The 20,653-nt window shown below is 49.8% G+C and carries 11 protein-coding genes and 1 pseudogene; 5 read left to right on the forward strand and 7 right to left on the reverse strand.

Annotated elements, in window-relative coordinates:
- Window positions 1–247: 247 nt before the first annotated feature.
- A complete protein-coding gene (locus tag HOK28_16600; protein ID MBT6434718.1) occupies window positions 248–2,656 on the forward strand; it encodes a response regulator in 2,409 nt (802 codons plus the stop codon).
- Window positions 2,657–2,660: 4 nt separating this feature from the next.
- Here HOK28_16600 and HOK28_16605 read toward each other — a convergent pair whose 3' ends face one another.
- On the reverse strand, window positions 2,661–3,011 hold the full coding sequence (locus tag HOK28_16605) for an Hpt domain-containing protein (protein ID MBT6434719.1): 351 nt from the start codon (window positions 3,009–3,011) through the stop codon (window positions 2,661–2,663).
- Between the two features lie 41 nt (window positions 3,012–3,052).
- A complete protein-coding gene (locus HOK28_16610) occupies window positions 3,053–4,162 on the reverse strand; it encodes a response regulator (GenBank protein ID MBT6434720.1) in 1,110 nt (369 codons plus the stop codon).
- 305 nt (window positions 4,163–4,467) lie between these two features.
- Between HOK28_16610 and HOK28_16615 the strand changes: the two genes are divergently transcribed.
- Window positions 4,468–5,340, forward strand: coding sequence for an HDOD domain-containing protein (locus HOK28_16615; protein MBT6434721.1), 873 nt, complete (start codon window positions 4,468–4,470; stop codon window positions 5,338–5,340).
- On the opposite strand, the gene HOK28_16620 is transcribed toward HOK28_16615, so the two are convergent.
- Both HOK28_16620 and HOK28_16625 read right to left on the reverse strand, forming a co-directional pair.
- Window positions 5,337–7,259, reverse strand: a complete 1,923-nt coding sequence (locus HOK28_16620; GenBank protein ID MBT6434722.1) for a DNA topoisomerase IV subunit A — start codon at window positions 7,257–7,259, stop codon at window positions 5,337–5,339. The two genes, HOK28_16615 and HOK28_16620, sit on opposite strands and share 4 nt — an antisense overlap.
- A 2-nt stretch (window positions 7,260–7,261) precedes the next feature.
- Window positions 7,262–9,079: a type IIA DNA topoisomerase subunit B gene (locus HOK28_16625; GenBank protein MBT6434723.1), complete on the reverse strand. Its 1,818-nt coding sequence runs from the start codon at window positions 9,077–9,079 to the stop codon at window positions 7,262–7,264.
- Window positions 9,080–9,292: 213 nt separating this feature from the next.
- Between HOK28_16625 and HOK28_16630 the strand changes: the two genes are divergently transcribed.
- Window positions 9,293–10,369, forward strand: coding sequence for a hypothetical protein (locus HOK28_16630; GenBank protein ID MBT6434724.1), 1,077 nt, complete (start codon window positions 9,293–9,295; stop codon window positions 10,367–10,369).
- A 45-nt stretch (window positions 10,370–10,414) separates the two neighbouring features.
- Here the strand turns inward: HOK28_16630 and HOK28_16635 are convergent, their stop codons facing one another.
- Window positions 10,415–13,801, reverse strand: coding sequence for a hypothetical protein (locus tag HOK28_16635; GenBank protein ID MBT6434725.1), 3,387 nt, complete (start codon window positions 13,799–13,801; stop codon window positions 10,415–10,417).
- Window positions 13,802–13,814: 13 nt separating this feature from the next.
- Here HOK28_16635 and HOK28_16640 point away from each other — a divergent pair.
- Window positions 13,815–13,895: pseudogene (locus HOK28_16640) on the forward strand (endoglucanase).
- A gap of 172 nt (window positions 13,896–14,067) precedes the next feature.
- On the opposite strand, the gene HOK28_16645 reads toward HOK28_16640, so the two are convergent.
- Both HOK28_16645 and HOK28_16650 read right to left on the reverse strand, forming a co-directional pair.
- A complete protein-coding gene (locus HOK28_16645) occupies window positions 14,068–17,163 on the reverse strand; it encodes a hypothetical protein (GenBank protein MBT6434726.1) in 3,096 nt (1,031 codons plus the stop codon).
- 251 nt (window positions 17,164–17,414) lie between these two features.
- Window positions 17,415–19,193 (reverse strand): long-chain fatty acid--CoA ligase, encoded by a 1,779-nt coding sequence (locus tag HOK28_16650; GenBank protein MBT6434727.1) that lies wholly within the window; start codon window positions 19,191–19,193, stop codon window positions 17,415–17,417.
- Window positions 19,194–19,557: 364 nt separating this feature from the next.
- Here HOK28_16650 and HOK28_16655 point away from each other — a divergent pair, with 364 nt between their 5' ends.
- Window positions 19,558–20,589, forward strand: coding sequence for a hypothetical protein (locus HOK28_16655; protein MBT6434728.1), 1,032 nt, complete (start codon window positions 19,558–19,560; stop codon window positions 20,587–20,589).
- The last annotated feature ends 64 nt before the right edge of the window (window positions 20,590–20,653 follow it).

Genomic DNA, 20,653 nt, shown 5'->3' on the forward strand with positions numbered 1-20,653 from the left:
AACCACACGTAAAGCGGCTGAAAAAGCTGTTCGAGAGAATAAGCTCAGCATCCAAGAGTCTGCGGAAATCATGCACCGCTACAATCAGGGGCTCAACGGTTATACCTACCTGGAAGATTAAAACTTATCTAAGCGGCATACATATACCCACATCAGCCATCTAGGGCCCCGTGCAAAAATACTCCCGTCTCGTGCACCCATCTAGGGAATCCGATAGCATAAAACTTCACGTGAATGGGGCGTTAGGATGGCAGGAATTTCGCAACCGGGGAGTGCTTTAGGAAGCAGAATCCTCGTTGTAGATGACTATCTCGACATACGTATTCTTCTGGAACGAACAATCCGGAGAGACGGTCACCAAGTGCTCGTAGCCGCTGATGCTGAGAGCGCAATGGATATGCTCGCAAGCAATCCCGTGGATGTCGTTCTCACAGACGTTGAACTCCCGGATCAAAACGGGCTTGAGTTAACTCGCTCCATCAAGCAGGCATACCCTGATACAGAAGTCATCGTCGTCACCGGTCACGCAACCATGGAAGTTGTTGCCCGCGCACTTCACCTTGGAGCATTCGACTACATCTCAAAGCCATTCAACGACTTGGCCCTCGTCCGAGCTGCCGTCAACCGTGCTCTCGAAAAACTAAGCCTACGTCAACAGATTGATGAACAAGTCGTTGAGCTTAAAGGTCAGATTGAAGAGCGCAGGGCTGTAGAAGCGCAACTCGTTCAAGCGAGAGAAAAAGCTGAGTTGGCCGTAGAAGCCAAGAGCCTCTTCCTCGCAAGTATGAGTCACGAAATTAGAACGCCCATGAACGGCGTGATTGGCATGACCGACCTCTTATTGCGAACAGAGTTATCGGAAAGGCAACGTCGCTTCATCGAAACCATACGTCGCTCCGGAGACGCACTGCTGACCATCATTGATGACATCTTAGATTGGTCAAAAATTGAAGCCGGTAAACTTAACCTACAATCCATCGACTTTGACCTTAAGCGAACCGTTGATGACGTAACTGAACTGCTAAGCAATCAAGCACGCCCAAAAGGCTTACTCTTAGAAGTCGATATTGCTCCAACTGTTCCGACTGCCCTCAATGGAGATCCCGGTAGACTCCGTCAGATTCTCACGAACCTCTTAGGTAACGCGATTAAATTTACCGATGAAGGATCCGTTCGCATTGAGGTTAGTATCCGGGAAGAGTCCGACAACGATGCGTTGGTGTATTTTGGTGTTGTTGATAGCGGCGTGGGTATTAGCCAGGAAAACCAAGACAAGCTCTTCCAATCATTTGTTCAAGTGGACGGTAGCTACACCCGGCAGCATGGCGGAACTGGATTGGGGCTGGCCATCAGCCGCCAACTCTCAGAACTGATGGGTGGTACCATCGGGGTGAAAAGCGAAATAGGAACCGGAAGTACCTTCTGGTTTACCACCCGGCTTCAAAAACAAATCGGCTCTGGACAAGGTCTATCATCAGCCGAGTTAAAGCTCGACCGTCATAGGATTCTCATTATAGACGGCGACGAAAATACTCGAAGCCTACTTACTGAGCTTCTACAAAGTTGGGGTATTTCCACAGGCAGCGCGGCCAGTGGTAAAGAAGGTCTCCAGACCTTAGAACGGGCTCACCAAGAAGGTGCACCATTTGATACTGTGTTGCTTGATCTGCAGCTTCCAGGCATCGACGGTCTTGAAATTGCCCGGCGCGTGAAATCATCCGAAAATCTTCAAGGCACCAATCTCATCACGCTCACCTCCGTTACGCAGCGGGGTCACGGTAATCAGGTCTATGAAGCAGGCATCGTTGGCTACTTACCCAAGCCGGTCCGTGCTTTTGAGCTACATGAAGCACTCTACGAACTCGACTCCTTACGTGCGCAGCATGGAAATGATTTCCCGCTGATCACCCGTCATAGCATCGCCGAAAATAAAGTGGCTCAAAAAAGTATCGAACGCATTTTAATTGCTGAAGACAATATTGTGAATCAAGAAGTCACCCGTGAAATGGTAGAAGAACTCGGCTACGAGTCTGTGGTCGTCGAAAACGGACAGGAAGCGTTAGAACAAGAACTCACCGGACTCTACTGTGCTATCCTCATGGACTGTCATATGCCGGAGATGAATGGTTTTGAAGCAACTCAAGCCATACGTGAACGAGCAGGTTCTCATAACCGGATTCCTATCATCGCGCTCACCGCAGCGGCTATGGCTGAAGATAAACAAAAAGCGATGGAAGCGGGCATGGATGATTACCTGTCCAAGCCAGTTCGACCCGATACTCTCAAAACAATGCTTCACAAGTGGACATCAGCACCGGGCTCCGATGATAAGGCCAGCTTTGAACCTGCTCTGCTTGACTCATCCAAAAAACGGGGAAAGATTCAACTTGAGATCTTCATTGCGCAACTTGAAATTTTCATTGAGATCATTGGGGCCGCCTATGAAGCGGGTAATGCAAAAGGGCTAAGTTCCGAAGGGAAAGCATTGGAGCGCAGTGGAGCAGAAATTGGCTCACCCAAGATTATCAACCTGGCTCGAGACCTACAATTGGTAGCTGCATCGACGAAATTAGATGTGGTTCAATCGGTAATTGATGATTTAAAAGAGACGTGCGGCGAGCTCACCGAGCATTGCCAAACCGTCAGCGCTCACTAAGCCATCAACCCGGGACGAGTAAATCACGAAAAGCTTTATGAGCAACCGTTAAGCGCTGGTTGAGCTCGTCCCATTTTTCAGCCCCTCCATCTACGGTCCCAGACTCACCAAGCTGCTCTAAGTCTGATGCGATTTCTGCAACTCTAGCTGCACCGATCGAACTGCTGGCACTTTTGAGTGAATGGGCGGACTCCTCAAGAGCCTTCGTTTCCCCGGCCTCTATATTTTCCTTGATCACACCCAGCAGCCGCTTAGAGTCTTCCTCAAAAACATCCACCAGATTCGGAAAAAATCCAACTTTTTTAATGCGCTGCAAAACAGCGACGATGGACATATCTAAAGTTTCATCGGACATTTTAGTTCTTTCTTTTCGCTATAAACGAGCGGCGCGGTAGATTAGCCCGCACTGGCCATAGCCTCGGCCAACGTATCGAAGACCTGCACACCCTCGGCGTCATCTTCTGCTTCGATAGCAGCCTTAACATCATCACCGCCAACGATTCGGGCCTCTAACCCAAGCTCGGAGCAGCATTGCAAGGAAACCGAAACCAGCATCGTCATCAGGCTCGAGGCAGGGAGATTTGTATAATCCAAAGTGACATCGTCAAAACAATCAGACGCCAGCTGCTCGATCGCTCCACCAATAAGCTCGGCCATTCGAGAATAGTACTCTTCGTACTCACCCTTACCGCGGCCCGGTTTGGCTTGAAGTAAGTTCTCGTCAATCATGAGAATCTCGTCAAAAGATTCCGGATTATCGCTGTTGATCAAAACGAGGTCTTCAATTTGAGACGCCTGGAACGGCTTCGTAATATAGCCGTCAAAACCAGCGGTAAACGCTTCATTCATAGGATCTGCAACGTTACGCAGATACATGGCTAAATAGCGCGCATTGGGCAGTAGCGTTTTGATACGTCCGGCAAGCTCAAGACTATCCTCGTCGGGAATTATCATATCGATGATAACTGTCTTAAATTTAAAATCGTTACAAAGCTGAATAGCCTCTTCTGAACTCACACAGCTCTTATATTCCATGCGTTCAGGCATAAATTTGGCAAACTTATCGGCGACCTTTTGGCTGTCATCCACCAATAAGACGTCGACGACCGCAGTCTCTTCTTCCTCGGCCTTCTCACCAGGCGTGAAATTATCGCCCAAGACCTTACCAACCTTCATCGTCAGCTCGTCTGTCTTTACGGGCTTTACGATATAATCGGTGAGATTATGCTGCATACACCGGGCGATCACAGAGGTTTCGGTTTTCGAGGTAAGTAAAATAACGGGGACTTCATTTTCAGCCGCACGTAGGGTGGCCAACATCGTAGGCCCGTCCATCACAGGCATCATGACATCCAGCAAAATGAGATCGACAGGAGCCTCAGCGAGAAGCTCCATCGCCTGCTTGCCATTCTCGGCTTCCACAGTCTCGTAGCCTGCTTCTCCGAGAGACGCCGTGATGATTGACCGAACCAATCGGCTGTCATCCACTGTCATTATCCGCGCCATAACGGCCCTTCTGTCCCCATTACACGAAATCGTACCAAGCAAGTGCCTGAACGAAGCCCTTAAGCCCTGCAAGCGCAGCGCCCACGTCAAGCATAGTCTCAAAACTAAGGTCAATTCAAAGCCACGCGTCTTATTACTCTCACCCAATCGCAATGTTCGTCTCCCATTCCTCGCAAATTCGAGGAATCATTATAAAAATCATACACATAGGATTAATCCGAGTGGTTCAACCCTGCCGATCGGGCACATTTGATGAGCAAAGATTCTGGACCATAAGGGCCGCTCCCTCTACACTCGTACCTACTATGGCAGCACAAACAAAACGCAGTTCAGAACTTCAGAACCTCGTCGAAAACACCGTTGATCTCCCGGTGGTTCCTATGGTCGCAAGCCGGGTAATCGACGAAGTCGCCAATCACAAAAGTACGGCAGACAGTCTCTCAAAGATTATCGGGCAAGATCAGGCCCTACTCGGACGAATCCTTCGAATCGCCAACAGTCCGTTTTATAGAGGTCGAATCCCCACGAGTACCCTTCAAGCAGCTATTGTTCGCTTAGGGCCCGCACTGGTGCGTGACCTTGTCATATCTCTTTCGACACAATCGCTCTTCAAAGAGTTCGATAGCTTTGAACAACAGATGTGGAATCACAGTTTGGCGGCAGCGTTTGGGGCGCAACTCGTCGCCGCGGAAGCTCATGTCGCAAACCCGGATGAAGCATTTGTGGCTGGTCTCCTTCACGACGTCGGAAAAACGATTCTCGTGAATCACAATCCCGACTACTCGGATCTCTTACTTGAAGCGAATGCTAACAACCGCCCTCACCATGAAGTCGAGCGTGAAGCATACGGTTTTGACCATGCTGATGTTGGCGGGGTTCTCATGGGTAAGTGGCAGCTTGCCGACACACTCGTAGAATCCGTTCGCTACCATCATCGCCTTGACGAGCTGGAAGAAGCCCCTCAAAGCGCGCGAGCTCTTATCTGCGTCATCGCGGTCGCCGATTCTCTGGCCTATAAATTAGGTTTATCCATTGGCGAAACGGTTCGCCCCCTTGAAGCCGATACACATGTTGGTTGTAAAATTCTTGGACTGAACCAGGAGCAAATTGAGACTCTCTCAGAAAAACTCAAAGAGACCTATGACGCCAATTATGAATTAATGGGCGGAGCTGGCTAGCTCTTCGCTGACTTTCTTTTAACAACAGAAATCTTGGAAACTGGCTTCGGAGCCAACCGTATACCGCGCGCTGTGACCGCAGTCATTTCAAGCTCGCTCAGCTTAAACTTCGCACCCTTCACGCGCTGACGCGCTGCTGGAGTGAATGTGAGGTCTACTGTTTCTTTTCGGTCACCCTCCAAGAGAACATCTAAGCGGCCCTTGGCATCTTTAACCAGTCTGTATTGCTTATTGCGGATGAACTTGTGGATATGAATGCGCTTCGCGTAAGCTATCTTCTTCGCATCGCGGTATACCACCGTGAAATGAACACCCTCTTCTGGGTCGAAAACTTCACAATATAGAATCTTCGCAGAAAGCAGGACTTTCTCTTGCGGAGTCATAATGCTGTAAGTGCCGTCCGCGCATATAACAAGAACCACATCGTACTCGCTCACGGTAAGCTGAAGGTCTTTGCCCTTAACACTTGAACCAAAGAATCCCGATTTCTTATCGTAATTCAGCTTAATGTTTTGGCTTGCAACCGCGCGCTTATCGACCGTCTCAAAACCTTCGACTTTGGTGCGGCGCTTATACTGCTTACCATAACGAGCCAGGATATCTTCGAGGTAGGTAATCGTGGTTTTGGTTAGGTTGCGCAGTTTTGTTTTCAAAGCTTTGATGGCAGCTAAAACATCACCAACATCTTTGCGATGCTTCTCAATATCAAATGCAGAGATTCTGCGGATTGGCAACGCGAGTAAGCGCTTCACATCATCGTCGTCAATAGGACGAACAAATTTCTTCGCAAAAGGAGCCATGCCTTTATAAACGGCATCCTTTAAACCCTTTTCAGACTTCACTCGCTCTAAGGCCTTATAAACCTTGTTCTCAATGAAGATCTGCTCAAGCGTCATCCAGTGATGCTTGTCTGCTAATTTACTGAGTTCGTAATTCAGCTCAGCCTTAATTTGCTCTCGAAGCTGTGCCGTGAGGTATCGCAAGAGGTCGTTCACGCTCCAAACAACAGGGCGGCGGTCCTCAATGGCAATGATATTCGATGTGATGGAAACTTCACAATCGGTGTAGGCGTAGAGCTGCTGAATCACATCGTCAGCATAAACACCGCGAGATAAAATAAGCTCAATCTCTACCTTATCCGTAGTGAAATCGTTGATGCTCGAGATTTTAACTTTGTTTTTCTGCGCAGCCGATTCGATTGACGCAATCAAACTCTCGGTGGTGGTCGAATAAGGAATTTCTCGAATGAAAATTCGCTTCTCACCATCAGATTCAAGCTTTGCTCGAACCCGTACTTTGCCGCGGCCTAAGTCGTATTCACTAACATCCACAATTCCGCCGTGTTGAAAATCGGGCAGAATGCGAAATGGCTTACCTTGAAGAATCTTAATTTGACCACGAAGTAGTTCACAAAAGTTGTGTGGCAAGACCTTGGTCGCCATACCAACGGCGATACCTTCAATACCCAGCATCAAAACAATCGGAAGCTTAGCGGGTAAGAATATTGGCTCTTGCCGACGACCGTCGTAGCTTTTTTCCCAGGTCGTGAGTGCTTTATTGAAGACTGTTTCACGTGCCAGAGGTGTTAGCCGGCATTCGATATATCGAGAGGCGGCCGCCGAGTGCCCTGTAATGACGTTACCAAAGTTACCCTGCTTTTCGATGAAATAATCTTTGTTTGCCAGCACAACCAGGGCATTCGCAATCGATGCATCCCCGTGTGGGTGAAGCTTCATGGATTCACCAATAACATTGGCTACCTTATGAAACTTTCCGTCATCCATCGTGAATAACGTGTGCAAAATACGTCGCTGGACGGGTTTACAGCCGTCACGAACATCGGGAATTGCACGGTCTACAACAACGTAGCTCGCGTACTCCAAGAAATTCTGTTGCATGATGGGTTCGAGATAACTCATGACTACACCAAATCCGTAATGAGGTTTTCTACAATAAAGTCACGGCGCGCCGGAGTGTTCTTGCCCATATAGAAATCAAGTGTTTGATTGATTTCGCTCAAGTTATGGACGGCAACTGGAACCAATCGCATATCACCAGAGATGAATTGCTTGAATTCTCCAGGGCTAATCTCACCAAGTCCCTTAAACCGTGTGATTTCAGGAGAGGAGATCCGCTCAATCACTTCATCGCGCTCTGCTTCGCTGTAACAGTAGTTGGTCTCTTTCTTGTTACGCACTCGAAAGAGAGGCGTTTCAAGAATATAGACATGACCGTGAGTCACCAACTCTTCAAAATAGCGAAGAAAATAAGTGAGGAGTAGATTGCGAATGTGCATCCCATCAACATCGGCATCGGTTGCAATAACAACCTTGTTGTATCGCAGCCCGTCCAGGCCGTCTTCAACTCCAAGTGCACGCATAATATTATAAAGCTCTGCGTTCTTGTAGATGGCATCACGCTTGAGTCCATAACAGTTCAAGGGCTTACCCTTGAGCGCAAAAATAGCCTGCGTGTATACGTCACGCGACTGCACCATTGCACCACCTGCAGAGTCACCCTCTGTAAGGAAGATCATGGTTTCACTGCGCCGCTTGTCTTTTGTGACGTTGTAGTGCTGCTTGCAATCGGTCAATTTCGGGATTCGAATCGCGACTTTCTTAGCCCGCTCTTTGGCCTGCTTCTTTACCGACGCCAACTCTTTTCGTAGCTTTTCGTTCTGCTTAATCTTTTCAACAAGCTGATTGGCAATCTCTTCGTTCTGGTGAAGCCAACGAACAACTTCTTCCTTCACCAGTGGGACCACCCAAGAGCGCACATCAGTAGAACCAAGTTTGTTCTTAGTCTGGCTTTCGAAAACGGGATCTTGAAGCTTAATCGCCACGGCTCCCAGCATACCCTCACGAACATCTTCGCCTGAGAAACTCTTGCCCGCAAACTCATTCACGCCCTTAAGCACGCCCTCGCGAAAGGCGCTCTGGTGTGTGCCACCGTCGTTGGTGTACTGGCCATTGACGAAACTAAAATAGTTTTCACCGTAATTACCGGTATGTGTGAATGCGAACTCAATGCGCTCGCCCTTATGCCGAACGATATCGTAAAGTGGAACCGTTTCACCGAGCTCGTAGCCCAGTAAATCTTGTAAACCAGCTCGACTCTTGAACGTCTTGCCATTGTACTTCAGCGCAAGGCCTGCATTTAAGAATGCGTAATATTGCAGTCGGCGCTCAATGAAATCTGTATTCCAATTGTATTTTTTGAAGATCTCTCGGTCTGGGGTAAATCGAATGAATGTCCCGTTGTCTTCGGTGCTCTGCTTCCCTTTTTTCTTCGACTTAAGCTTTCCTTGGGAAAACTCGGCCCGCATGTATTGGCCGTCACGGTAGCTCACGACTTCAAACAGACTTGAAAGTGCGTTAACCGCTTTGGTACCCACGCCATTAAGGCCTACGGAGAACTGAAAAACGTCATCGTTGTACTTACCGCCGGTGTTGATCTGGCTTACGCAATCGACAACCTTGCCCAAAGGAATACCTCGGCCGTAATCACGAACGGAGACGGTTTCCTCATCTAAAGAAATCTCGACGGTCTTACCCTCGCCCATAATGAATTCATCGATGGAGTTATCGACAACTTCCTTCAGCATAACGTAAACGCCATCTAACGGGTGGCTACCATCGCCGATTCGACCGATGTACATACCCGTTCGCAGGCGGATATGCTGCAAAGCATCAAGGGTTTGGATTGCCTTTTCATCGTACGCTACAGCTTTTTTAGCCATCTCAGTCCTCTCAAGCACAACATCTAGAATGAGGGTGTAACACATGGGTCCGATACAAAAACAAGCCCCAAGAAAGGATTTAGGTTCTTTTGGTGGCGATCCAGAAGCCTAAGTTATTGAATTTTAATCGATGGTCGCTTGATTTACGCTGAATCGAGCGTTAGTACGACATTAAGATGTCCCCGCCATCCGGCCACCTGGAGTTACCAAAACATGGCAAGTAAGCGCGCAGTCCTAGAGACGCTGAAAGTTAAAGATCTGATCTTCGTTGCTGATAAGTTTGAAATTCAGCTGGAGAACCGACGCAAAAAAGACGACGTAGTTGCGTCTATCGCCAAGACTCGCAAAGTTGCTATTGGTGAGCTGCTGCAGGCGTTGCCGCTTGCCACTCTCAAAGCTTCTTGCGCCAGCCTGGACATTGAAGCCAAAGGGCGCAGCAAAGCTGGTTTTGTTGAAGCGTTAACAGGTCCTGCAAAGAAAAAAGCAGCGGCAAAGCCAAAGGCTGAAAAAGCGCCTGCGAAGAAAAAAGCAGCGACAAAGCCAAAGGCTGAAAAAGCACCGGCGAAGAAAAAAGCAGCGGCCAAGCCAAAAGCTGAAAAAGCACCGGCGAAGAAAAAAGCGGCAGCCAAGCCGAAGGCTGAAAAAGCACCGGCGAAGAAAAAAGCAGCAGCGAAGCCGAAGGCTGAAAAAGCACCGGCGAAGAAAAAGGCAGTAGCCAAGCCAAAAACTGAAAAAGTACCGGCGAAGAAAAAAGCAGTAGCGAAGCCAAAGGCGGAAAAAGCGCCGGCGAAGAAAAAAGCAGTAGCAAAACCAAAGGCCGAAAAAGCGCCGGTTGAAGAAAAAGCGGCAGCGGAGCCAAAGGCTGAAAAAGCACCCGTTACCGTTAAGAAGAAAAAACAACCGCTCATCAATAAGGCACCCATAGAAGCCCCTAAGAAGGAAGCTGATTCTGAGCCACGCCAGGCGGTTCTTGATAAAGTTGCCAGCATCAAGCCGGCCGAGACCTCACAGCCTGATTACAGTCAGATTAAAAAAGAATACGTTGGCCTTGAGATTCAAAAGGTTGATTGCCCTTCATGCGCTGCCGAGGTGAAACTTGCCAATTGCCAAGCTCACCAGTGTTCAAACCGCTTTGTTTTTCAACAACGAAAAATCTGCGCCAGCTGCTGGTACGAGAGAAGCTCGGTATCCATCGGTGAGTATTTAGACGAAGACAGAATCGATACCCGTTGTGCAGCTTGTTCCGCAGAGATCGATGTTGAGTCATTTGCCGGTCTCAAATCAGCTTAAACTCAAAGCTGATTCCTTCGGGTGTACTCTGCGTGCCCGGCCATTTTACTGCAACGAGCCAGTCATTCGGTAATAACTCCCAGTACGGTCGAGAGACCCATTCGTTAAGCCCCATACCTCGCTTTGTGGCAAACCAGCCAAACCGCCAACATCAAATTCCGGCAACGGAATCGAACCTACTGCAGCGCTTAAAAGCTGAGGAACAACCAGCCTGAGAACCTCGGTAAAGAGGTCACTCATCGGTCCTTGGAAGGATGGCTCATCGATATCGACCACTTGCACCCAGATATCAGGGTCGTCGTCTAAAGAGACGATCAAGGAGTTGGTCGTAGGGTCAATATCTAAGAAACCACCAATGATGGTTGACAGATAAAGTGAGACATTTATGTTTCCGAAGCCCTCGATATTCACCGCGGCATCAATCAGCACATCGCCGAGACCGATTTGAATTTCATTAGCACCTTCGCCCGGCATCAGTACCGGAGGCGAGAGTGCGTCGAATGACAGGGATATATTGTCAAAAGCTCCCCCACCACTTGTTTGACCTCCGCCGCAGACACAACACATTGTGCCTGAGGTAAAATCACCATCGTCATAATTTCCACACCAAGAAGGGGAAGCCGCATACTCCGCACAGCCATCACCGTAAGGGTCAGTGGCTCCATTGTCAGTATCGGCGCAAGTCGCTTCACTGCCATCGTCCAGGAGTGAGCTCAAATCCGAAATATTCAAACCGCCGCCATACCACATTCCCCAAAGCACTTGGTTGATGAGATCATCTTTTAAGCCCACTCCAAATGCGTACGACGAGCTGCTAAATGCTGGGGTGCTACCGTTCTTACGAACCGAGCCTCTGCTATCCCAAGGAATGGTCGCGCCCCGCGATGATGGATAAACCTGAGTATAAAGCCCCAAATCACCGTAGCCAGAGCCAGCTGGCCCGCTGAAACCGAGCATATCCAACGCAGAAGAAAGGTTCAGTGAGATGTTGACCGGCGCCGGTATATCGATTGCCGTAGCCACTTCAAAACCCGATAAGAAGTCTTGTAAAAGCGGTGCCACTTGCTCGCGCACCGCACTGGAAAGCTCATCTTCAATTTGACTCTCAAAGATACCCACAATGGCATTCACAATGGGGTTCACCAGAAAATCGATGAAATCCAGCGCTCCAAAATCCATGTCGATATAGAGGCCGCTGATATCTACGGCTAAGCAGCTGTTGCAAATCGATACGTTTGGAGAGGTTCCTGAAAGAGAAATATCAATGGAGCCCGCTATACTCACAGAGCTTGCTTCAACATCACCATAGATATTGAGCCCCGTCTCACCCAAGCATCCAGTATCCAAATGCCCATGAACCTTAAGCGGGAGGTTAAGATTATTCATCCCCATGCTCAGGGCGACTCCACCGTCTTCAGCCACAATATAATCGATAACAGGCGAGGTATAACTAAATATACCGTTCTTGGTAATCTTATAGCCGGTTCTTTGATTCGTCTCTGTCCAAAAAACGCAGTTATAGCTCGTCGAATCAATATTCCCGTCGCCATTGCTATCTGGGTCGACCGCAAGCGTTCCTGGAATAGCGGCATTCAAATCAATATTTTGAACCACCGCCTGAGCTAGAGATGCTACGTCATCGATATCGCTGCGGTTACCATCATCCATCACGGCTTGATTTAGCCTTGCGACCATCCCCTGGCTTACTCGAGCCGAAGAAACAGCGCCTGTAACAGCCGGGAAATATTGACCGCTTCTTGTAAAAGATTGAGCTACGACCGCATAGTTACCGCAGCTATCCTCAGCTGTGGCTGTGACCACGTTCAGCCCCCAGCGCGAGGACTGACTCACATCGATAGCCAGGTTAGTCTGTGTACCATCTGGCGCAAGCGATGTTCCATTCACTGTGGCCACCGTGAGCTCGCTCACTGAATCTACAATCGTTCCGGTCACGTTCACATTGAGATCGGACGTTGAGCCAATCATGAGCATCTCAGCGCGCGTTGGGCTACTGAACACGACGGTTGGCGGAGTGGAATCTACGCGAATGGATGAGTAACTTGGTTGAATTGTTGAATCCGGGTGCAATGGACCTGCTACTGAAACAACCGTGTCAAAATCGCCCTCGCTTGCCACTTCGAACACCCCAGGTGACGTTTCAGTCACAGCACCCGCAGGCGTAGACGTTACCTGGATATCGGCATCGACAACTTCATTGCCCCAAAAGTCATAAACAGAAGCGGTGAACGGGAAGCTTCTCCCCTGCCAATAACAATCCTGCTCAAGAAGGCTGGACGCCCACACATAAGGTAAACCTGGATGGACTGTTACCAAGGGCGGATTTTCATCTTCGGCATCGTAACCAATCACACCGCAAACAACATATAGGTAGCCCGCACCCGTGGCAGAGAACCCTGTAGTATTTTGAGAAACACCATAGCTCGCAGGCAAAGATCCATTGGCAGGCGTTACTTCAAAATAAGTATCGAAACCCGTAACGGGGTTGCCGAAAGCGTCTGTCATACTACAGCCAACATCGACAACTGACGTCGGAGTTGTATCGCTGCTTGATAGTGTTGTTTCGGTGTAGGCCGGTGGACCCGCCCCTACAGTTATCGTTTCAGCGGTTGCATCAACCAAGGCATCCAGCGTGCACGCAACGGTGTATGACCCCACGAAAGTAGCGATGAGGCTGAAACGCCCGCCTCCCACATCTGTGATTTCCACACCCTCGCTAACGTTTAGGCCCAGACCATCGGGTTGTAAAACAGGGTTACCGTAAGAATCGAAAGCATCACAAGCAACATACGCTCTCTCACCAGCAGAGGTTTGCGTCACCTCAGGAACAGTTTCAACTTGGGCTGCACCTGAGGGGGCAACAGTAAACCAAGCACCATCGCCATCGAGAACCACACCGTCGGCCGTTGCACATCGAGCCTGGTAGTAACCAGCGGAAGTTGGCGTTAAGGTTGCCCCGTTATCATTTACGGTCATATCGACGACGGCGGGAAAGACTTCCACCATGACCGGCACATCGGAGACGGTTTGGCCCGAGAGTGCAACCGAGCAAACAACATTCAAAGAGCCGCCAGCCACCAAGTTAGACGAGGTTAAAGCAGTGCTAATGGTATAGCGCTTGTCCACCGCAACACGCACCCCGCCTTGGGATGTGTTACCGGCAAGATCTGTGGCGACGACGCGTATCATCGGGAAGGTCATGCCTGCCCCCACGGAAGCCACGCTTACGGTACCGCTCCATGTCCCATCCTCATTGCTGGTAATCGTTCCGGCGGCAATATTTTCAGCTTCTAAAGTTACGCTTGCAGGATCAACACCGTCTGCATCCTCGATGGTCACCGAGACAGAGACGTCACCGTCCACCTGAGCATAAGCCTCAGGTGCTAAGAACGTAATCGTCGGTCCCGGGTTCACTGGTTCGGGCTCGATGTCAGGCTCTGGCTCTGGCTCGGGGTCTGGCTCGGGGTCTGGTTCAGGGTCTGGTTCAGGGTCCGGCTCGGGGTCTGGTTCGGGCTCCGGCTCGGGAGAGACGCAATCGCCTTCGACACAGTTTTCCCCCTCCGCGCATTCACTGGCATCTTCACAGTTTGTCGCAATTTGCCCCGGTGTGGTCTCACTTCCACAAGCACTCAGCGCCAAGAGGACCAGCAACCCTACCCAGTGATACAATTTGGATACTCTCATTGCAGGCTCCCTGTCATCCGAATGTAATCGTTTTTACGGGCGATGGTCACATCACCAATTGTCCAGCTGGCGTTGCTATCGAGTCCTGCCAATCCTCCTAAGTCAAACTCAGGAATCGGAAAGGACGAGAGAACGCTCTCCAGTAATTCAGGTATCACCAGTGCCATAATACTGGACATCAACTGACTGATCTCTGCTTGGTAAGCAGACTGAGAAATCTCAACCACCTCAACCGCAATGGTGGGATCACCGTCGATGCTAATCTGAATGGCATGGTTGACCGGATCATAATCAAATGAAGCACCCATGACCGCCGATAGATAAAGGCGTACATCGATTTCCTGGGCCGCTGGTGTTTCCACTCCAAGTGCATCGGCTAGATTAAGGCTGGCCGTAAGCTCCATATCCCCTATGCCGATTTCAATATCGTTGCCGTTTCGCCCAGGCATCACAACGGGCGGCAACCCTGCCGACATTCCGAGTTCAACTCCATTGATGTTTGCAGTCGGGACCAGGCCTACAATATCAGGAATCTCAAAAGCGCCTCCGTACCAAATAGACCACATGATTTGATTCAACGTATTGTCAGATAAACCCACGCCAACCGGATAATTCGGACCAAAAGCAGGCGCCTCATTCGAACGGACAATGGCACCCAATGAAGTTGCCGGAATCCCATCGCCTCTTTCCGATGGATAAACCTGGGTGTAAAGCCCAAGGGTCCCGTATCCTGCACCGGCCGGGCCAGAAAAATCTGCACCACTCATCCCGCTATAGATGTTGAGTGTCATCCCAATCGGTTCGGGAATATCAAATCCGGTTCCCAAGCTTAGGCCACCGAGCACACTCCCAAGCAAGTCCGGTACGAGAGCCCGTATTTGAGCCCCGAGAAGCGCTTCGACCGGATCTTCCACTGCTGTCGCCAAATTAGTGAGTAGCTCGTTAATCATCTCATCCATGAAACTCAGTGAGCCCCAATTGAAATCAAAAACGACATTGTTGAAATCGATAGCCAAGCACGTTTCACAAACCGACACTGTAGGAGCCGCTCCGTCAAAACCAATCGAGCCCTCACCATCAGCACCAATGAAACCGATTCTTACTTCACCGGTAATCGTCTCGACGATTTGGCCACCACATCCCATATCCAGCGACGCATGGATTTCAAGCGGCAAAACCAAGCTCTCCATTGAGAAGCCAAAACCCAGGGCATCTTCAACAGCCGTCAAGTGTTCTAATGTGGGATCACCATGCTGGAGGGCACCAATTTTCTTAACCCAGAAACCGGTCACCTCTTGTGTCACCGTCTCCCCAGAGCAGGTATAAGTGGCTGTTTGTAATTGGTCGCTGCCGTCATTCGCATTTTCAGGCGAAAAAACCAAGGTGCCGGGCAGTGCTGAATCCAGAGTAAAATCACCAAATATCGTCTGCACTAAAGTCGCTAAATCATCCACGTCCTGGCGATACTCATCGTCGATGGCCATTTGATTCAAGCGAACAATCATACCATCGAGCACGATGGCTTCTGAGTCAGCTTCTGTGGAGGCCGCTGCGTAATTTGGACTTCGTAGAAAAGACTGCTGAGCAACCTTCTTGTTACCGCAGGCATCGGTTGCCGATGTTTCAAACACGCTCAAGCCCCACCGACTGGAGTGTTCAGCTTCGAAAGCTTCAGTTAATGACGTGCCCGAAACATCGAGCTTACGGCCATCAATTCGCACTTCCTCCAGCTTACTTAGGCTATCCGTGACCGTGCCAGTAATCGTGACCAATGTATCTTCTTCACTGCCTTCAACAAGCATAGCTCCCCGAACAGGAGAAGTTATCGCAACTTCCGGCGGGGTCGAGTCGACTCTGATATTCGCGTAAAATGGCGAGATCAAAGCGAACGGGTCGAGATCTCCCTGTAAGCCCACAGTGATGTCGTAATCACCTTCTTCGTTAAAAATAAGTCCGCCATCCAAGGTTCCAACCACACCTGAAGAAGGTGTAACGGAGACATCCAAAATAGGCTCGGCAATCAGGTTACCCCAGCGATCCAACACAGTGACCTCAATCGGTAACTCAAGCCCCTGCATGAAACAGTCGTAATCAAGTAAATCGACGTTCCAGCTAAAGGGTAAGCCCCCTTTGATTTTCACGATGGACGGACTCTCATCACCAGCGAAATAACCGGGCACAGAACAAAAGACATAGTAGTCGCCCGTAATAACCGCGCTCACATTATGATCCGTTACCAAAGCTCCATTTTGAGAAGCCGTGGTTCCATCGGCCGCGAGCACAGAAACGACTGTGTCATAACCTTCCAAAAGGTTTCCGTAGGTGTCTGTGACCTCGCAGCTCACAGCAACCGGATCTGTAGGCAAGGCCTCGCCTGTAGAAAGCGTCGTGTGAGAGAACGCAGGCAAGCCTGCTCGGACGACAATGGTCTCAGGAGTTGGGTCAACGACCTCGCCAAATCGGCAAGCAATGTCGTATTCCCCGACCAGCGTACCTCGCACGACGAAATCAAGGCCCAATGGAGGCTCAATAATCAACTCAACTGCGTGGTCGAGGTTAAGTAAATTCCCGTTTTCAAGAGCAGCAATATCAATAATCTCATTATCGTACTCATCATGAGCAACACAGCCCACTGCCCCAGGTACACCGGACACCAGAGTGTTATCCGAAACACTGGTCTCGATACGAACGATGTCCGCTGGTGTTACCGTGAGTGTTGCCCCCTGGCTATCGGCGACTTCACGCCCCGCGGTCATACATTGAACCGAAAACTCACCCGCTTGAGTTGGGGTAAACGAAGCCGACACGCCGCTTACCGTTATACTTTCCACCATGGGTGAAACGACCACCGCAATTGGGATGTCTGTAAGCTGCTCACGATCACGGCTGACGATACAAGTCACCTGAGCTGGTTCGCCCGCGTGAATGGTTGCATCAGCGAGGAAGGTCTCCACCACAACACCTTCAAGGTTCACCACCTCGGTGCCGGTGGGTTCATCACCAGTCGTGTCGGAACCAGGGGTTACCCGATTCGTTCCACAGCCGACCAATGAGACAACAATCGTTACGACGAGCGAGAATCGTAAAAACATCGAACAATCTCCAATTCGAGTACGCAGGTAAATACTCTATCGCTCCATGGCGGTGCTCGCACCCGGAAATAGCGAGAAATCATAGATTTTTTGAGCGGTGTACCGACTTCTTCCTAGATTTCTCTGACACGTGATCCCTCACCGGGGCTCAAAGCCACTTTGGTTTAGCAGGTGGCTACTAAGGCCAAAAAAAAGCCGGCCCAAGACGATTAAGGTCTCGGGCCGGCTATCATTCTGTTTCTACGAGACAATCAGTCCACGTACATTGCCTCAATTTCACTGGCAAAGCTCTCATTTACGGCGTTGCGCTTTACTTTGAGAGTTGGGGTGAGTTCACCCTCTTCGATACTCAAAGGTCGCTTAAGAACCGTGAACTTACGCACATGCTCAACCCTGGCGAACTTCTCATTGGTCTTGTCGACACCTGCCTGCAGGTGACTGCGCAACTGAGAGTTCTCGAGGGCACCATCTACCGGCACACCGTTGTCTGCACACCATTTATCAAGCGCATCGGGATCGATGCTCAGAAGAGCACTGATAAACTTCCGGCGATCGCCAATTAGAACGGCTTCGCCAACAACATCAATATTCTTCAACGAAGACTCAATGTTCTTAGGCGTAATGTTCTTACCACCGGCAGTGATAATGATGTCTTTCTTACGACCGGTAATGTTGAGGTAGCCGTCGGCATCGAAAGCACCGAGGTCACCCGAGTGCAACCAGCCATCAATGAGCGTAGCCGCTGTATTATCATCGTCCTTGTAGTAGCCCGCAAAAACATTGGGGCCCTTCAAACAGATTTCTCCATCTTCAGCGATGCGTACTTCAGCGCCCGGTAAAACTGGGCCAACTGTGCCATAACGTGTCCGTCCTGGAACATTAAAGCTCGTGGGTCCGGTACCTTCTGACTGTCCGTAGACCTCATGCACAATAATGTCGAGACTCGCGAAAAACTCTAAAATTTCCTGTGAAATTGGAGCAGCACCGCTGACACAAACGCGGGCTCTTCCAAGTCCCAAAGCAGGCTTAAGCTTCGAAAAAATAATTTTCTGAGCAAGAGCGTACTGGAGGCCTAAAACACCACTGGGCGTTCGTCCTGCGTTGCGTTCGGTATTAGCGCGCGTGGCCACACCACGTGCCCAAGTTACAAGCTTTGCTTTTGTTCCTGTTGCCAATTCAAGCTTACCAGTTACACCTGCGTGAAACTTCTCCCAGATTCTCGGTACACCGAAAAACACGGTAGGCTGAACTTCTTTTACGTTTTCGGGAACGGCCTCGATCGACTCAGCAAAATAAACTGAGGCACCCGCCGTAATCGGTCCGTGAATCGAGAACATCTGCTCTGCAATATGTGAGAGCGGCAGATAACTGAGGCTACAGTCGTGCGCGCGCAGGGAAACAAGCCCTTGAGCGATTTGAGACGTCCACGCTAGGTTTTTATGCGTCAGCATCACGCCTTTTGGCGGACCCGTCGTGCCGGACGTGTAAATAAGCGTAGCCGTTTTGTCTTCTTCAAGTTTCGCAATATGAAGATCGACTTCTTCGTCTTTCGTGCCTTCTGCACGTGCCATGAACTCGTCCCAGCTCATCACCAACTCATCGTCGATTGCTGGCGCGTCCTTCATCATCACCACGTGCTTTAACTTAGGTAAATTCGCACGTTCCGACTTAACCTTTTCCCACTGACCTTCGTCTTCAAGCAGAACAACCGGCGCTTCGGCATGATGGAGGATATACTGAACTTCCTCTGCAGAGCAGGTGGTATAAATACCCGCTGGAGCACCGCCCACCGCCATGTTTGCGATATCCATGATGACCCACTCAGGACGGTTGAATCCCAAAATGCAAACGGTCTCTCCGTCACCTATTCCAAGCGATAGAAGCGCTCGTGTCGCGGTTCGTACCTCACCAACATAATCGCGCCAGGTTGTTGGGCGCCAACTCCCACTTTGGCGAATGTAATAAGCAGGAGAGTCAGGGCGAATTCGACCCTGCTCCATGAATCGTGCGGGAATTGTATCTACAGGCATATCAGCAGTAACCTCACTTAATTAAAAACGTCTTGGAACCCAGGTTTTATCCTCAATGAAACACCCGATTCAAGAAGAGCCTATTGTATTTGGTCTTACCAAAGCCAAAGAACTCGTCTCGCGCCGGCTTTCCTCAACAAATAACTCCATATTTCCAAAACCTTGAAAACAATTGATGTTTTTATCATTTCTCAAGAAAATGACACGCTCCGTCATAGCACGGGAGGATTTCATTCCCAAATCACTGGGTTTCGAAATACGGATCCACGCGAAGTTCTGTCCCAAAAACCAGTAGAACTTTCAAAGCTACTGAAAATTATGGAAAAAACTTTACAGACCCCCTCTGATCTACGACCCTTTAAGTATGGCGGGCGAAGAACTGCAAGATGACGATTACGGAATCGACGAATCAATGGATAACCTTGATCCCGTTGATGATTTAGACGATCTCGACGATCTCGATGACCTTGATGATCTGGACGACCTAGATAGTCTTGAGGACCTCTCTCCTCCCGGACAATCAGCGGACGACATCGAGGATATCGAAGATGAGGACCCAGAAGAGTCTGGGATTCTACTCAAAGGCCCCGAGGTTCATATCGGCGGCGACGATGAGTACGACGAAGAAGAAAGCCGAGCCGCACCCGAGCCACGACAACGCTCAAACGAAGAAGAAGACGCCCGAGCCCGAGCCAGGGCACGCGCTGAACGCAACCGGCTTAAAAAGCTTGCCATGCAAGAAATGGGTGCACCCAAAGAGCCCAGAAGCAGGCAAAGGCGCCAAAAGCCCGAGAGACGACAAGCACAAGCTCCAGCGCGAGAGGCGGCGCCACCCGGTCCCAAACCCAAACGTGACTACATCAATCAACAAGATTGGCAGAATGGAAAAAATGGCCGCAACCGCGGACCCATGACTGCCAAGACATTTTTGATTGGTTTTGGAGTCTCTGTCCTCGGAGTGGGGATCTTGGCCATGTTGGTCTTGGTGACCTATGATATTTATGACAAACGCTTTGGAACGGCAGAAAGTCCCGAAGAAGTGGCCGTCGAAGACTCCAAGAAGAGTAAACTGAGGGTCCCGAAAGGTCTGACAGATCACTTTCAGGGTAAAACACCTGAAGAAGAGGAAGTTCGTGATCCTCTGGTTCCGCCTAGCCAACAAGAAGAGGAAATGTTTGAGAAAAGCGCCATTTCCAATCTGTCAGATGACGGCCTTAGAGCGATTTTCGGGCAACTTGACCTCATGAAGCGCGAAATCAAGCAAGCACAGAAGCGCCAAGAACGTATTGAGGGAGCAGTCGAACAAATCGAGAACATGCTCGATAGTGTCAACGAAGGGCGCAGTCGTAATAAAAAGCGTAAGGGTAAGAAAAAAGCCTCTAGAAACAGGCGCTGATTCCAACCTTGGCCTGTCTGGACAATGCGTTAACCACTGGGTCAAGTCTTACGTAATATCGTCG

This window comes from Deltaproteobacteria bacterium (assembly GCA_018668695.1).
GTDB lineage: Bacteria > Myxococcota > XYA12-FULL-58-9 > XYA12-FULL-58-9 > JABJBS01 > JABJBS01.

Coding starts and splice junctions, on each gene's coding strand:
- HOK28_16610 (MBT6434720.1), bottom strand. CDS start 4,162: ATGGCGCGGATAATGACAGTGGATGACAGCCGATTGGTTCGGTCAATC.
- HOK28_16650 (MBT6434727.1), bottom strand. CDS start 19,193: ATGCCTGTAGATACAATTCCCGCACGATTCATGGAGCAGGGTCGAATT.
- HOK28_16605 (MBT6434719.1), bottom strand. CDS start 3,011: ATGTCCGATGAAACTTTAGATATGTCCATCGTCGCTGTTTTGCAGCGC.
- HOK28_16625 (MBT6434723.1), bottom strand. CDS start 9,079: ATGGCTAAAAAAGCTGTAGCGTACGATGAAAAGGCAATCCAAACCCTT.
- HOK28_16615 (MBT6434721.1), top strand. CDS start 4,468: ATGGCAGCACAAACAAAACGCAGTTCAGAACTTCAGAACCTCGTCGAA.
- HOK28_16655 (MBT6434728.1), top strand. CDS start 19,558: ATGGCGGGCGAAGAACTGCAAGATGACGATTACGGAATCGACGAATCA.
- HOK28_16620 (MBT6434722.1), bottom strand. CDS start 7,259: ATGAGTTATCTCGAACCCATCATGCAACAGAATTTCTTGGAGTACGCG.
- HOK28_16600 (MBT6434718.1), top strand. CDS start 248: ATGGCAGGAATTTCGCAACCGGGGAGTGCTTTAGGAAGCAGAATCCTC.
- HOK28_16645 (MBT6434726.1), bottom strand. CDS start 17,163: ATGTTTTTACGATTCTCGCTCGTCGTAACGATTGTTGTCTCATTGGTC.
- HOK28_16630 (MBT6434724.1), top strand. CDS start 9,293: ATGGCAAGTAAGCGCGCAGTCCTAGAGACGCTGAAAGTTAAAGATCTG.